This is a genomic window from Pseudorhodoferax sp. LjRoot39, from assembly GCF_964253035.1.
Lineage (GTDB): Bacteria > Pseudomonadota > Gammaproteobacteria > Burkholderiales > Burkholderiaceae_C > Pseudorhodoferax.
In genome coordinates, this window is sequence record NZ_CAXUQL020000001.1 from 4,636,940 (window position 1) to 4,650,278 (window position 13,339).

Here is a 13,339-nt window from a genome sequence, read left to right on the forward strand (position 1 = left end):
CAGCCCCTACACTTGCGGCCCGCGCACGATCCCGCCGCCGCGGCATCGCTCCTGCATCCGTCCTCCGTGCCTTCCCCGCTTCTCGCTTCCAGTCCCTCGCCCGGCACCCTTGCCCAGAGCGCGCTCGAGGCATTCGACCGCGTTCTGGCGCGCAACGCCGGCCTGCGCGCGCGCGAAGGGCAGCGCCAGATGGCCGAGTGCGTGGCCCGCACCTTCGCCACGGGCCAGCTGGGCCAGGTCGAGGAGGGCGAGGAGCCCGAGCGCGCCATCGCCGTGATCGAAGCCGGCACCGGCGTGGGCAAGTCGCTGGCCTATGCGGCGCCGGCCATCGCGCTGGCCCTGTCGCGCAAGACCCGCGTGCTGATCTCCTCCGCCACCGTGGCGCTGCAGGAGCAGCTGGTGCACAAGGACCTGCCGGCGCTGGCCGCCGCGATGGACGAGCCCTTCCGCTTCGCGCTGGCCAAGGGCCGCGGCCGCTACGTCTGCAAGCTCAAGCTGGCGCGCCAGGCAGGCGAAGAAGGCGGCGGCGAGGACGACCTGTTCGCCGACGAGGGCGGCGACGACGGCAGCGGCCTGCCGCCCGGCTCCGATGCCGAGCGCCAGGCGCGGCTGCAGTTCTACGGCGCACTCTCCAAGAGCCTGGGCCGCGACTGGGACGGCGACCGCGACAACCTGGCCCAGCAGCCCGCGCCCGAGGCCTGGTGGCCGGTGGCGGCCGAGGCCAGTTCCTGCACCGGCAAGCACTGCCCGGCCTTCAACGGCTGCACCTACTTCGAAAAGCGCCGCGAACTGGTCGGCGCCCAGGTCATCGTGGTCAACCACGACCTGCTGCTGGCCTCGCTGGGCGGGCGCAACCTGCCGGCGCTGGACAACAGCCTGCTGGTGCTCGACGAGGCCCACCACCTGCCTGCGGTGGCGCTGGAGCGCTTCGCCTGCAGCATGGACCTGGCGGCCACGGCCTGGATCGAGACGCTGGGTGCGCGCTGCAAGCGCATCGGGGCGCTGATGCTGGTCTCCGAGGCGGCCGATGCGCCGCGCCAGGCGGCCCAGCTGCAGCAGAGCCTGATCGACCTGCAGCGTCTGGTGCTCGATGTCTACGCGGCCGACTTTGCAGAGGCCCGCGAAGGCCCGGACGGCAGCCGCGTGCGCGTGCCCGACAGCCGGCTGCCCGAGGTGCTGGTCGAACCCCTGGAACTGGTCAGCGCCATGGCCGACAGCTTCCTCGCGGCACTGTCTGGCGTGGCCAAGGCCTTGCGCGCGCAGATCCGCGACCTGCCCGACGAGGCGCGCCGCCTGTCCGTGCTCTACGCCCAGCTGGGCATGCTCACGCCGCGGCTGGAGCAGGTTCACGCCACGGCCCAACTGCTGCTGCAGGAGACGGTGGGCACCGCCGCCCCCGTGGCCAAATGGTTCAGCCTGCACGGCGGCGGCGTGCGCGGCCCGCGCGTGCGTGCCCATGCCAGCCATGTGCTGCCGGGCGGCAGCCTGCGCGCCCAGCTGTGGAGCGGTGCGCGCGCCGTGGTCATGAGCTCGGCCACGCTGCGCGCGGGCGATGCCTTCGACTTCTTCCTGCGCGAGGCGGGCCTGGCCGGCGACGCGGCCGTGACCACGCTGGCCGTGGCCAGCCCCTTCGACTACCCGAAACAGGGCCGCTTCATCGTCGTGGAGACGCGCGCCGACCCCAAGGACGCCGCGCGCTTCACGCCAGAAATGGTGGGCCTGCTCATGGCCGACCTGGCCGAGGTGCGGCGTGGCGCGCTGGTGCTGTTCACCTCGCGCGAGCAGATGCGCCAGGCCGTGTCCGCGCTGCCTGCGGCGCTGCGCGCGCTGGTGCTGGTGCAGGGCGAGCTGCCGCGCACCGTGCTGCTGGAGCGCCACCGCGCGGCCGTGGCGTCCGGCGGGCCGTCCATCGTGTTCGGCCTGCAGTCCTTCGGCGAGGGCATGGACCTGCCCGGCGCGCAGTGCGAGCAGCTGTTCATCACCAAGCTGCCGTTCGCCTCGCCCGACGACCCGGTCGGCGAGACGCGCGCGGCCTGGCTGCGCAGCAACGGCCGCGACGCCTTCAGCGAACTGGTGCTGCCGGCCACGGCCATGCGGCTCGCGCAATGGGCCGGCCGCGCCATCCGCACCGAAGACGACCAGTGCAGCATCCACTGCTACGACCGGCGCCTCGTGGCCACGGCCTTCGGCCGGCGGCTGCTGGCGGCGCTGCCGCCGTTCGCGCGCTGGCGTCGCGACGCGCAGGGGCGCATGCACGCCTTCCAGTGAGGCTCAGGCGCTGCGCCGCGCGAACAGCAGCAAGGTGCCCATCAGCGCGAACAGGCTGCCGCAGACGCGGTTGATCCAGCGCGCCGGCCCGCTGCGCGCCAGCCAGGGCGCCAGCCGCGCCACGCCGAGCGCGCAGGCCGTCAGCACGCTGAATTCGAGTGCCATGAAGCTCAGCGCCAGCAGCGCGAACTGGGGCAGCATGGGCGCGGCCGGGTTCAGGAACTGCGGGAAGAAGGCCGCGAAGAACAGCACGGCCTTGGGGTTGCTGGCGCCGACCAGGAAGCCCTGCAGGTAGGACGAGCGGCGCGAGGGCCCGGCCGTGGTATCGATCTGCAGCGCCGGTGCCGGGCTGCGCAGCGTCTTGATGCCCAGCCAGACCAGGTAGGCCGCGCCCAGTGTCTTGGCCACCGTGAAGGCCGTCTCAGAGGAGGCCAGCAGCGCGCCCAGGCCCATGGCCGACAGCAGCATCACGCACAGCACGGCACTGACCGATCCGGCCACGCTGGTCATCGCGGCGCGCGGGCCGTGGTGCAGCGCGCGCGTCATGCACATGAGCATGGTGGGGCCGGGCGTCACGACCAGCAGCAGCACGGCGGCCAGGTAGAGCAGGTAGGTGGAGAGGGTCATGGGGAGAGTCTCAGGTGAGGGCGTGGGCCAGCCAGGCGCGGCACCAGTCCACGCCCGCCGTCTCAGCCTCTTCGTCGCCGCTGGCGTCGTGGGTGAAGACCTCGCCGATGCGTTGGGCGCCCAGGTCCTGCAAGGCCGCGTCGAACTTGAGGCCGCCTTCGACGAAGGTGGCGGCATGCGCGCCGGCATCGCCGAGCGCAATGAGGCCGTAGCGCAGCTTGCCCAGGTAGCGCGGCTCGTTGAGGAGGGAAGCGTACAGCGCCTGGGCGTTGTCGGGCACGTCGCCCGCGCCGGTGGTGGAGGTGCAGACCAGGAACAGCGCGTCCTCGTCGAACACGCCGATGTCCAGCCCGTCCATGGGCACAACGGCGATGTCGGCGACCAGGTCGGTGCACGAGAGTTGGATGGCCTGGGCCACGGACAGGGCGTTGCCGGTCACGGTGCCGACGAGGATCTTCAGTTGCATGGCGCCGAGCATAGCGGCGCCGCGCTTCAGGCGGCCCGCACGGTGCGGTGCAGGGCGCGGATCAGGTCGGACTGCGTGATCACGCCGACCACGCGGCGCTCCTCGTCGAGGACCGGGATGTGGTGGTGACCGGCATCGGAGAACAGCGGCAGCAGCTCGCTGATGTAGCGGTCGGCGCTGGCGATGCGCACCTGGCGCGTCATGATCTGGCCCACCACGTGGGGCTTGTCGTCGTGCGTGAGGCCGCTGGCGCGGATCAGGCTGCGCAGCCGCGCGCCCAGGCCCTCGATGGACGCGAAATCCGCGTGCTTCATGAAGTCGGCCACCGTCACGATGCCGGCGATGCGCTGGGCGCGATCGACCACGGGCAGGGCCTTGATGCGGCGCGCGCGCATGCGCTGCCAGGCCTCTTCCAGCGTGCAGCCGAAAGGCACCGTGAGCGGCGGCGTGGACATCACGTCGCGGCAGCGCAACTCGCCGAACTTGCGCTCGTAGGCCGCCGCCTCGGCGAACTGCAGCAGTTGCTCCAGGTCCTGCCGGCTGATGTCCAGCACCTGGTCGTAGTGGGCCAGTGCGGCGTCCAGGTCGGCGGCCGAGAAACGGGCTGGCGCGGCCGCGGCGGCGGCCGGGCGCAGCGATACCGTGTGCGGATAGGCCCGCCCGGTCAGCCGGTTGTAGGCCACGCCGACCAGCACGATGACCAGCGTGTCCATCAGCACGGGCGACAAGGCGAAGACGGGTTCCACGCCCGACAACGCCGCCAGCAGGGCCGTGGCGCCGCCGGGCGGATGCAGGCAGCGCAGCGCGAACATGGCGGCGATCGCCAGGCCCACGGCCAGCGGCGCGGCCAGGCCCAGGTCGCCGGCGTAGCGCGCGCACAGCGCCCCGACCAGTGCCGACACGGTATTGCCGGCCACGGCCGGCCAGGGCTGGGCCAGCGGGCTGGCCGGCACGGCGAACACCAGCACCGCCGTGGCCCCCATGGGCGCGATCAACCCCAGTGCGGGCAGGCCGGGCGCCAGCGCATGCGCGACCAGCGAGGCGACCAGGATGCCCACCGCGCTGCCGAGCGCGGCGCGGCCGATCTCGCGCGAACTCACGCGGCCACCGGCCACCAGACCGGTGGTCCAGAAGCCGTGGGCCAGCGCCTTGAGGCGTGCGAGGAACGGAGAGGGGATCAAACGCGATGCCGGTGCAAGCGGCACATCCGAAAAGCCGCAAATCCTATCATCACGTGATGCTTTCAGGCGATGGCGGCGCCGCGTGCGGCCAGCAGCTCACGCAGCAGCGCGCGGTGGCAGCGCGCCTCGTGCTCGCAGTAGCAGCCCACCGACAGGTTGGCGCCGTGCGACAGCGCGGCCAGCAGGTCCAGGCTGCGGCTGGCCTCGGGGGTGTTCATCTCGCGCAGGTACTGCTTGCGAAAGCCGACCCAGGCCTTGGCATCGTCCGCGGCCTGGGCCGCCTGGCCCAGGGCCATGGTCTCGGCGCTGGGCGCGAGGTTGGGGTACCAGCAGTCGTACCAGTCCTGGCTGGCGAACGCAGTCTTGGGCACGCCGCGCGGCGGCCGGCGGACCGTGCCGATGCGCAGGCCTTCGTCGGCGGCACGTGGCGAACCGAGGCGAACGATGCGGATGCTCATGTTGTTTGTCTCCGTTCTACAGGAATGCCCGCGCGTCCAGGCTAGAATGGCGGGCTTCGGAGCGTAGCGCAGTCTGGTAGCGCATCTGGTTTGGGACCAGAGGGTCGTAGGTTCGAATCCTATCGCTCCGACCACATTTGACGGGGGTTAGCAGGTTAGGGCCTGCTAACCCCTCTTTCTTTTGCGCGACTTTCTGCGCGACTTTATCCGTTCACCACCCGCAAGAGCGTCGTTCGGTCAGTCGTCCGGGTCACGCTGTTCGCCGCATCGAGCAGCCGCCGCAAGGTCGCCGTGGCGTAGTGCTGAGACATTCCCTGGCGGGCGTGCCCCATCAGCAGGTCGCGGTCTTCCTCCGGCACGCCGGCCTCGCGCAGCCGCTGCCCGAACGTGTGGCGCAGGTCATGCACCCGTACGTGCTCCAGGCCAACCGCGCACCGGGCCTTCTGCCAAGCCGAGTTGTTCTGGCCGGCGAACGGCTTCGGGCTCGGCTTCTTCTTCCTGGCGGTTGGGTGCAGGCAGGTGAAGACGTTGGTGTCGTGCTTGCCGCGCTGCCGCTCCACGATGCCCCAGGCCACGTCGTTCAAGACCAAAACGTGCTTGCGCCCGCTCTTGAACTCAGACTCGGGGACCACGAACACGCTCCGCCCGATCTCCGGCACCGGCACCTCCCACGACCATTGCAGCCCGCACACATTGCTGTCGCGCGCGCCAGTGTTCAGGGAGAACTCGACCGTGGCCTGCAGGTGCGCCGGCAGCCTTGTGAGCAGCCGGGCCTGCTCGGCCCAGGTGATGGGGTAGGGCTCACGCTTGTTGGTCCGCTCGTCCAGCATCTCGATCAGCGGTGCGCTTCGGAGCCAGAACTTCCCGTTGTCGCGCCAGACGCGCGATGCGCGAAGCACCGTCGTCCGCACGACTTCGAGCGTCCTGTTGATGGTCGAGTTCTTCGCGCCGGCCTTGCGCCGGTCCGCGATGAACCCCTCCAGTGCCTCGTTGCAGATGTCCCGCATGGGTAGATCGCCGATGTAGGGCAGCAAGTCCGTGACGTGCCTGCTGATCATGCTCAGGGTGCGCGATTCGCGCGTCTTGCACTCGGTCAGGTACTTCGCTGCGGCGGCTCGCCACAAGCGATCATCGCCCTTTCGAAGGGCGTCAACCGCTGCGGCGTCGATTTCCGCCTGCCGGCCGCGTAGCCACGCCTCGGCGTCGTCCTGGCTGACCTCGCCGAGGCGCTGGAAGATGCGCTGTCCTTTGTGTTGCTTGTTGACAACCCGCTCACTTCCTTCGAGCAGGATGCCCTTTGTCCGAGTTCGCATAGTTCTTTTCCTTTCTCGTTGCGACCCGGGCGTCCACAGGCAGCTTTATACGCGTCGGCCCAGGCGTCAAGCTCCAGGCGGTCGAAGGCGATGGCGCGGGCGCCAAGGGGGATGACGGTCAGCCGCGGGCGGACCTCGGCGTCGAACTTGTTGCGGTCGATGCCCAGGTAGCCGGGCGCGCTGGAATGCCGGATGAAGCGTGGTTGCATCCCGTTCTCCAAGAAAAAAGCCCGCACGTGGCGGGCTCGGTGTTGCTGGTTGCAGGGGGCGGGTCAGTCGGTGCCCGCCTTCTGTGGGCGGCCGCGTGGGAGGATCAAGCCCGCCCGCTGGCAGGCCCTGCTGAGCGTCACGCGGTCGATGCCCAGCAGCTCGGCGGTTTCGCGCTGCCGCGGCAACTCTCCGGCCGCCAGGCGCTGCCGGATCAGCTCGACGCCTCGTGTCACGAGGGGGGACTCAGTTCGCGGCATCGGACGCATCTCGTTCGAGCTCGCTGCCGTCCGGAGCGGGTTGCGGCAGCGGTTGACGCCGCCGGCTGCGGCCGTCGTCAATGCGCATCAGATGCTCACCGTAGATCAACAGCTCATCCCACCGCGCGACCGTGTTTTTGCCGGCAACATCGAACGCATCGCCAAGCGCGCGCACGCGCCAGAGATTGCCCTGCCAGCCGCCGTCTGTGCGCCGGCCCTGCACCGGCATGTGGATGTAGACGACGCGTCCTATGTTCGCACTCGCGTCGAGTTCGGGCCGATCCAGGACGTAGGCTTTGAGCAATATCGCGTCATCCGCCCGACCGATGACAGAGTGCATCGAATCGAGGCCGGTGGATTCGCGGTCAGCCGCAGCGCGCGTGCGCAGCGGCGACTGATCCTCCCACCAGCGCGGCCCGCGCGACCCGATCACTTCCGCGAATCGCTCATGCGTCAACTCGTGATGCGTGCTGACGAAACGCCGAGCGGCGAGATCGTAGTACCCCGTGCCATACCCCAGCCCCCAGTCCTCCGCGAACCGGAATCCCTCGAAATAGACGCGACGGTGCACCATGTCGGAACTCGACCAGTAGCGCCCACCGACCGATTCCAGCCGCTTGATGATTGCGAAATCGAGCGCCTGACGCGCCGCTTCCTCGGGCGGCAGCGCGGGGCGCTGCAGGCGATTGCTGCGGCTCATGCGGCTGCCATCGCTGACATCAGGCCAGCATGCGACCAGTCGCCCAGCGGCAGGCCGGCCGGATACTCTGCGTTCGCATCTTCCTGCAGCCGCTTTGCAGCGCGGCCCACTTCGGCGGACACAATCAGCGCGGCCTCGTGCCAAATGCCCCATTGCGCGAAATCATCGACGGCGGGCATTTCGATGCCTTCTGCGGCGCGGCGCGCGGTCTCTTTCTCACGCGCGGCGCGCATGGCCTGCTGCACTTGCGGGAGAACTGCGAGGCCGGGCACCCACGCCGTTTTCAGATCATGACCAGCATCGACCACGGCTGACAGGTAGATGGCGATTTCACGAATGGCGGTTGCGGTCATTGAATTTCTCCGGTGGGCGCCGCGGTGTGCAGCGCATGGGTATTAATGTAGCGTTATTCAAATGGAAGCGCAACATTTGTTTTGCGTCACTGCTGGCCCTCCTTCTGTGGGGGTTGAATTTCTGCGGCCAGGGTGCGAAGCTGGGCGGTCGTCGCCGGACCCTTCCGAAGCTCGGCGATGACCTTGTTGCGTCGGCGCTGCGGCAGCCGGATCAGTTCCGTGAACGCCGACATGACCGACGCGGCCACCAGGCGTTCGCTCATCGTCAACGAACTGGCGTAGCGGGCCGCCCACTCCAACTCGTTCAGGCCCTTGCCTGGGACTGGCCACGACATGCCGTTGAAGTTGCGGTGCATGGCTGGCAGCGCCGGCATCTGTGGTGTGTCAGGCATGGGACGGCTCCTTTGGCCAGGCCGTGCGGTACTCCGGCCATGTGTCCTTGATGGCATCTTCGGCCACGAGCTCGGGGTGCGTGTCCTCGTAGCCCTCGGGCCGCTTCAATGCCACGAGCACTTCGTCGTCGGCAACTTCGACGGTGATGGTCTTCATCCTGCCTCCCCGGGCTGGTTGGTCTTGCCGATCTGGGCGGCAGCCAGAACGATAGCGAGGCGCATGGCTGCGTATCGGTCGGCGCCGTTCGCCACAACCTCGGACTCCTGCTCGATCATCCCCGGCCGCTTCCACCACTGCACGGAGCTTTTGACCTCGCCCGGGCTCGTGCTGATGCCAAGCGCCACAGCCAGACGCATCGCATCGCCGTCGTCGGTCAGAGGGTTCCACCCTGGGAACGCCGAACCCGAGCCGGGGAGTCGTGCTCGCATCATCCCGACAGCGCCATCCCAGCGATATTCGAGGCCGGCCGCCTTGGCCGCCAGCTCCAGCAGTTCCCGACCTGTGCTCATGGCATCCGTCCTTCCTGGGGGTGGGATTTTGCAGAGGTGGCCGGCCCCTTTCGAAGCTCAGCGATGATCTTGTTGCGCTGGCGCTGTGGCAACCGGACGAGTTCCGAGTAGGCCGACAGGACCGACGCGACAACCATCCTGTCGCTTGTCGATGGCTCGCCTGCGTAGCGTTGCCGCCACTCCAGCTCGTTCAATGCCATGCCCGGAACCGGCCAGCACATGCCGTCGAAGTTCCGATGGAAGGGGTCACTTGCCATGACCATCTCCAGAGGTGGTGGCCGGGAAAGCGCGGTCGATGCACTGCGCCACCTCGATGGCCCAGCCGTTCAACTCGTCCACGTCGTCAGGCCCGTAGTTCGACAGGTTCAGCTCGGGACAAACGGATGACAGGCGCCGCAACTCGGCGATGTCTTGCTGCCCCTGTTGCGCCGCCTCCACCCCGGCCGGCTTTGTCGGGATGATGGCATCCCGCAACAGCGCTTGCGCCTGCTCCAACGTCAAAATATCTTCAGCTGCTGAGGACCATTCGTGCCGCCAAAGGCTCCAGACTTCGCGGTAGCCCTTTGGGTGCATGCGGCAGATCGCGTAGTGGCCTCGCACACCATCGGCTCGATCCGAAAGGTAAGGTTCCCAGGGCTGCCGCTCCACCCCGGCCGGCGCCTGGGATGGCCCCGCTTGCGCAAGTTCTTCCGGTGTCGGAGTCCAGCCCTGGGTTTGGCCTGCCTCAATGATGCATTCGCGGGAGTGGTTCAGGCCATTTCTCGTGGTGAACATGCAGCGATCACCCAGGCACCGGCCTTCCGCCGCCCGCTCTGCCGCTGCTGGTTGCGTGGCCTCGGCTGCTCGGGCTGGCGCCGTGGCCCGGAGAACCTCAATGTAGCCGGACCTGCTGGCAACCAGCTTGCTCAGCGCATCGGGGTCATCGCTGGCCGCGGCATTGAAGCCGGCTTGCGCGCCAGCGACATAGGCAGCGTCGCACAACGCATCGACGCGCTCTGCTGGTGCCGTGGGCTGCGGGGTGGGGATGACCTCCCGCGTGCACGGCAGGCCCAGCAGTTCGTACAGATCGCATGTCGCATGCTGGGAGTGGTAGCGGCCCTTGGCTGCATGCATGCGCTTGACGGCATGGATCAGGGCTTCGCGCGTCGGCTCCCCCTGCGTGGCGGCCGGTGCAGATGCGAGGGCTGCGCGGGCGCTCCAGGCGTCCCAGGCGTCGCGCACGGCGCCGAGCGCCCAGTTCGGCGCGTTGTGTCCACCGAAACCCTGGCGGGTCTTGGCGTACTCGGCGAACTTTTCAGCTTCGGTCATGGGTCATTCCTTCGGTGTGGGGTGGGAGGTGGCGGCAGCCGCTTCCGCCCAGGCAGCCAGCAGCTTGCGCGCGAACTTGCGGATCTCTTCCGGGCCAGCAATAACGCTGTACGGTGCCATTCCGAGATTGCCGACGCAGGCGTCGATCTCGTCGTCGGTCAGATCGACCTGGGCGAATCCGCAGCCCTCGGGGGTGGCTTTCTCGGCCTCGGGCACGGGCACGGGCACGGGCCAGCGTGCATGCGCCGCCTCGAAGATCGGGTCGAGCCAGGCGTCGTCTTCCTCCTCCACGGCGTCCATGTTGGACAGGGCGTCTCCCAGGTACTCCATCAGCGCGGCGCTGGACTCGCCGATTCGCTCGGTGGCGGTCGGCACCTTGCCAGACGCGATGATGAGGGCGCGAGCGACGTGCACCTCGGCCAGGGCCAGCGCCATGTGCACGACAGCGCGGCATTGGTCGTGAGCCAGGCCGGCATCGCCCGCCAGGTTCAGGGCGTCGGGCACGGCAGGCACGGCCGACAGGTTCCGCTCCAAGATCGTGCGCAGGTCCGACACCCGAAGCTCAACGGTGTCGGTGTCGTGCTTCGCGGGCACTTCGCACTCGCATGCGTCCCGGATGATGAGGTCGATGGTGTTCATGATGTATGTCGGCAGGGGATTGAAAAATCAGGCGTCAGCAGGCACCGCCAGCAGGTCTACCGTGCTGCCGCGCATGTCGTGGTCGCAGTCATCCAGAAACTGCGCCTGCCCGTCCGTGATCCACGAGTGGCAGCGGAACGTGCTGCCGGTGGTCAGGACAGACGGGCGCAGCGTCGGTGCATCGGTGCTGCCGTTCCACGTCCAGTTGCCCGTGCCGGCGCGCGTGCCGCTGGTCTGCACGGGCAACGTCAAGAGGCCGGTTGGTCCCGGGACGTTGAGCGTGATGTGCGTGGCGTCGCCGATGTCGCATGGCAAGTAGCGCCCGGCCACCAGCTTGACGGGCAGTGCCTTCACGGACGCTGGCGCGGCACGGCCGGCCTTGAAGGCGTCGAAGGCCCAGTTCGTGAGGCCAGATGCGTAGCAGTCGCGGTCTGCGGTGGCGCAGTGCAGGTCCAGTTTGTCTTTGGCCCACGCCTCAAATTCGTCTCGGATGTTCATTTCAATGCGTCCGGCAAGGGGGCCAGAAAGTCAGATCGCTTCCAGCGCGTTGCACTTCGCGCAACGGCGGCGCGGCTGCTCGGTGCCGAAGTGGTGGAAATCATGGTCGCAAGCCGGCGCCTGGGCGGCCTCGCGTTCTTCCGTCGTCGTGCCTGGTGGATGCCAGTCGCCCTGGTCGAGAGGAATGCAGCCCTCCTCGGGGTAGTCGGTGAGCCAGCAGTAGTAGCCCGCTGCCAGCGGCTCGCCCTCGGTGCTGGTCCGGTCCGGCCCCCAAGCGATGGTCACTTCGGCTTCGCGCTGGTCCTCGTCGGCATCGAAGTCTGGCGCAACGAAGTCCAGGGCGTTGCGCAGATTCAGCGCCGTCAGGGTGACGGTGGCGGGTGCTGGAGGTGCTGCGGCCAGGCGCTCCAGCGCTTCCAGGGCCTCGCGGCACAGGTAGTCGATGGCGCGAGAGTTGGTGGCGCGGCCAGCGGCACGCAGCTTCTCTAGGGCGATCTGCAGGTCGGTGTCGGTGGTCATGTGTTTCCCATGTGTCAGCGGGGGTGATTGAAAGCGGCGCTCACGCCGGCTGCGCGTTGACTTCATTCCAGACCAGGCCGGCAGCCACGTCGCACAGACCGTCCATGCGCTCGGGATAGGCCTCGCTGGTGCTCATGGCGTAGACGCGCTGGCACATGGCCTGCATCGTCTGCATGTGCTTCTCGATGGCTTGTTCGACCGTGTAGCCCTTGGCGATCCACACCGACAGGCCTGCCAGGTAGGACTCCAGATTCGATTCGCTGACGTTCATCAGCTTGGCGAGTTCTGCTTTGTTCATGTCGGGCTCCAAGTGCGTTGCGTTGGAATTAATGTAAAACATCAAATGCGAGATTGCAAGGTATTTTTGTAAAACATCAAATCCGCTACACTGCAGTCATGGACGAACAACCGAAGCGCCCGCGTGGCCGCCCGCCTGCGCCACCAGAAACCGCCTTGAACGCCTACGTCGGCTTCCGCTGCTCGCAGGCGCTCAAGGAAAAGATCAAGCTCCATGGCGATGCTTGGGCGCGCGCGGTGCTGGACAAGGCGAAGCCGCCGAAAGAGTCGCCGTAGCTCATCCCCCTTGTTGGCGGGTTGAAAAGTTGGTCATGCTGCGATGAGAAGGTCGGGTTGCGAAAGCCGTTCAGCGATGAGGGCGCATTGGCTCTCCCGCTTCTCGATGCCGATGGCGCGGCGCCCGGTCTTCCGTGCGACTGCCAACGTGGTGCCGCTGCCCGCGAAGCAGTCGATCAGCAGGCCGCCGGGCGGCACGCTGAACTCCACCAACGGCTGGACGATCTCCTCAGGCTTCTGCGTCTCGTTGACGGCGAAGCCGTGGCAGCTGCGGGCGTAGATCACACTGCGCATGCGCCGCGGGCCGCCGTCCTCGCTAACGTAGGTGGCGCCGCCGATGTCGCCCCAGTGCGGCGGCCGAGCCTTGCGGCGGACGGAACGCGCGGTCGCATCGTTGGTGAACTGCGGCTGCTTGTAGAGCGGCTTCCAGTCGCCTTGGTAGAAGTGCAGGGCGAGCTCGTGCACGCGCCGGAACCTGTCGTTCGCCGCGCCGCTGCCGTTGTGCTTCTCCCAGACGATGTCCTGGGCCAGCTTCCAGCCGGCCAGGTCTGCGCCCTTGTCCATGAACATGCGCATGCTGCCGAAGCACCACATCTGCGGCGCGACGTGGCGCGCCAGGGCCGGCCAGCCTGCGGGCCAGGTGTCCCACTCGAGGCTGGTCTCGCCGTAGGGCGGATCGGTGATCACGGCATCGGCCCGCGGCAGGTGCTCCAGCAGGTTCATGGCGTCGCCGCAGTACAGCGTGACGGCCGAGTCCTGGTAGTACGGGGTCAAAGTCATGCTGTGCATTCCGTGCATTGGCCGTGGTACTTGCCCTGGGCGTCATAGATGACGCCACTGCCGGTGCAGTAGGAGCAAGGTGGGCGGGCCTGCGCAGCCGCAGCAGAACCAGGGGCGGGCGGCAGGTGCATCCAGTGCGACGGCGTGCCGCGCATCTTCCGCCAGTCGCGGCGCTCGTTCTGCGCGAGCAGCTGCCCTGTGGCATCAACGAAGCCCTGGACCGTGATGCCGTTGACGAGGTAGAGGCGTGCTGCCATGTCTTCGGGCACAGTGGCGATGGGTCGCCA

21 protein-coding genes and 1 tRNA gene are annotated in these 13,339 nt (G+C 68.2%); 3 read left to right on the forward strand and 19 right to left on the reverse strand.

What is annotated here, in order from left to right:
• Positions 1–66 precede the first annotated feature (66 nt).
• Complete coding sequence (gene dinG / locus ACSQ4M_RS21505) at positions 67–2,268, forward strand: ATP-dependent DNA helicase DinG (RefSeq protein ID WP_436191453.1); 2,202 nt, start codon at positions 67–69, stop codon at positions 2,266–2,268.
• Between the two features lie 3 nt (positions 2,269–2,271).
• Here dinG and ACSQ4M_RS21510 read toward each other — a convergent pair whose 3' ends face one another.
• From ACSQ4M_RS21510 to ACSQ4M_RS21525, 4 genes are all read right to left on the reverse strand, one after another.
• On the reverse strand, positions 2,272–2,895 hold the full coding sequence (locus ACSQ4M_RS21510; RefSeq protein WP_436191454.1) for a LysE family translocator: 624 nt from the start codon (positions 2,893–2,895) through the stop codon (positions 2,272–2,274).
• Between the two features lie 10 nt (positions 2,896–2,905).
• Positions 2,906–3,361: a flavodoxin domain-containing protein gene (locus tag ACSQ4M_RS21515; RefSeq protein ID WP_436191455.1), complete on the reverse strand. Its 456-nt coding sequence runs from the start codon at positions 3,359–3,361 to the stop codon at positions 2,906–2,908.
• Positions 3,362–3,387: 26 nt separating this feature from the next.
• Positions 3,388–4,539: an HPP family protein gene (locus ACSQ4M_RS21520; protein WP_436194049.1), complete on the reverse strand. Its 1,152-nt coding sequence runs from the start codon at positions 4,537–4,539 to the stop codon at positions 3,388–3,390.
• Between the two features lie 65 nt (positions 4,540–4,604).
• The gene (locus tag ACSQ4M_RS21525; RefSeq protein WP_436191456.1) at positions 4,605–5,000 is read right to left on the reverse strand and encodes a DUF488 domain-containing protein; all 396 of its coding nucleotides are present in this window, start codon (positions 4,998–5,000) and stop codon (positions 4,605–4,607) included.
• 57 nt (positions 5,001–5,057) lie between these two features.
• Here ACSQ4M_RS21525 and ACSQ4M_RS21530 point away from each other — a divergent pair.
• Positions 5,058–5,134: transfer RNA gene (locus ACSQ4M_RS21530), tRNA-Pro, on the forward strand.
• Positions 5,135–5,203: 69 nt separating this feature from the next.
• Here ACSQ4M_RS21530 and ACSQ4M_RS21535 read toward each other — a convergent pair.
• From ACSQ4M_RS21535 to ACSQ4M_RS21595, 13 genes are all read right to left on the reverse strand, one after another.
• Positions 5,204–6,313, reverse strand: coding sequence for a tyrosine-type recombinase/integrase (locus tag ACSQ4M_RS21535; protein ID WP_436191457.1), 1,110 nt, complete (start codon positions 6,311–6,313; stop codon positions 5,204–5,206).
• A 272-nt stretch (positions 6,314–6,585) separates the two neighbouring features.
• Positions 6,586–6,756 (reverse strand): hypothetical protein, encoded by a 171-nt coding sequence (locus tag ACSQ4M_RS21540; protein ID WP_436191458.1) that lies wholly within the window; start codon positions 6,754–6,756, stop codon positions 6,586–6,588.
• A 10-nt stretch (positions 6,757–6,766) separates the two neighbouring features.
• Entirely contained in the window at positions 6,767–7,480 is a 714-nt protein-coding gene (locus ACSQ4M_RS21545; RefSeq protein ID WP_436191459.1) for a hypothetical protein, read from the reverse strand.
• Complete coding sequence (locus ACSQ4M_RS21550; RefSeq protein WP_436191460.1) at positions 7,477–7,833, reverse strand: hypothetical protein; 357 nt, start codon at positions 7,831–7,833, stop codon at positions 7,477–7,479. Before ACSQ4M_RS21550 ends, ACSQ4M_RS21545 begins: the two co-directional genes overlap by 4 nt.
• Positions 7,834–7,919: 86 nt before the next feature.
• Positions 7,920–8,225 (reverse strand): hypothetical protein, encoded by a 306-nt coding sequence (locus ACSQ4M_RS21555; RefSeq protein WP_436191461.1) that lies wholly within the window; start codon positions 8,223–8,225, stop codon positions 7,920–7,922.
• Entirely contained in the window at positions 8,218–8,382 is a 165-nt protein-coding gene (locus ACSQ4M_RS21560; RefSeq protein ID WP_436191462.1) for a hypothetical protein, read from the reverse strand. The genes ACSQ4M_RS21555 and ACSQ4M_RS21560 overlap by 8 nt, the downstream gene beginning before the upstream one ends.
• Entirely contained in the window at positions 8,379–8,735 is a 357-nt protein-coding gene (locus ACSQ4M_RS21565; RefSeq protein ID WP_436191463.1) for a hypothetical protein, read from the reverse strand. Before ACSQ4M_RS21565 ends, ACSQ4M_RS21560 begins: the two co-directional genes overlap by 4 nt.
• Complete coding sequence (locus tag ACSQ4M_RS21570; protein WP_436191464.1) at positions 8,732–8,992, reverse strand: hypothetical protein; 261 nt, start codon at positions 8,990–8,992, stop codon at positions 8,732–8,734. Before ACSQ4M_RS21570 ends, ACSQ4M_RS21565 begins: the two co-directional genes overlap by 4 nt.
• Positions 8,982–10,043 carry a hypothetical protein gene (locus ACSQ4M_RS21575; RefSeq protein ID WP_436191465.1) on the reverse strand — a complete coding sequence of 354 codons (1,062 nt, stop codon included), beginning with the start codon at positions 10,041–10,043 and terminating at the stop codon, positions 8,982–8,984. The genes ACSQ4M_RS21570 and ACSQ4M_RS21575 overlap by 11 nt, the downstream gene beginning before the upstream one ends.
• Before the next feature lie 3 nt (positions 10,044–10,046).
• Positions 10,047–10,682 (reverse strand): hypothetical protein, encoded by a 636-nt coding sequence (locus ACSQ4M_RS21580; protein WP_436191466.1) that lies wholly within the window; start codon positions 10,680–10,682, stop codon positions 10,047–10,049.
• Between the two features lie 27 nt (positions 10,683–10,709).
• The gene (locus ACSQ4M_RS21585) at positions 10,710–11,180 is read right to left on the reverse strand and encodes a DUF6527 family protein (protein ID WP_436191467.1); all 471 of its coding nucleotides are present in this window, start codon (positions 11,178–11,180) and stop codon (positions 10,710–10,712) included.
• A 30-nt stretch (positions 11,181–11,210) separates the two neighbouring features.
• Positions 11,211–11,699: a hypothetical protein gene (locus ACSQ4M_RS21590; RefSeq protein ID WP_436191468.1), complete on the reverse strand. Its 489-nt coding sequence runs from the start codon at positions 11,697–11,699 to the stop codon at positions 11,211–11,213.
• A 40-nt stretch (positions 11,700–11,739) separates the two neighbouring features.
• Positions 11,740–11,997 (reverse strand): hypothetical protein, encoded by a 258-nt coding sequence (locus ACSQ4M_RS21595; protein WP_436191469.1) that lies wholly within the window; start codon positions 11,995–11,997, stop codon positions 11,740–11,742.
• A gap of 98 nt (positions 11,998–12,095) precedes the next feature.
• Here ACSQ4M_RS21595 and ACSQ4M_RS21600 point away from each other — a divergent pair, with 98 nt between their 5' ends.
• Positions 12,096–12,272, forward strand: a complete 177-nt coding sequence (locus tag ACSQ4M_RS21600) for a hypothetical protein (RefSeq protein WP_436191470.1) — start codon at positions 12,096–12,098, stop codon at positions 12,270–12,272.
• Between the two features lie 33 nt (positions 12,273–12,305).
• Here the strand turns inward: ACSQ4M_RS21600 and ACSQ4M_RS21605 are convergent, their stop codons facing one another.
• Together ACSQ4M_RS21605 and ACSQ4M_RS21610 are read right to left on the reverse strand one after the other, a co-directional pair.
• Complete coding sequence (locus tag ACSQ4M_RS21605; protein WP_436191471.1) at positions 12,306–13,052, reverse strand: DNA-methyltransferase; 747 nt, start codon at positions 13,050–13,052, stop codon at positions 12,306–12,308.
• Positions 13,049–13,309, reverse strand: a complete 261-nt coding sequence (locus ACSQ4M_RS21610; protein ID WP_436191472.1) for a hypothetical protein — start codon at positions 13,307–13,309, stop codon at positions 13,049–13,051. The genes ACSQ4M_RS21605 and ACSQ4M_RS21610 overlap by 4 nt, the downstream gene beginning before the upstream one ends.
• Between the last annotated feature and the right edge of the window lie 30 nt (positions 13,310–13,339).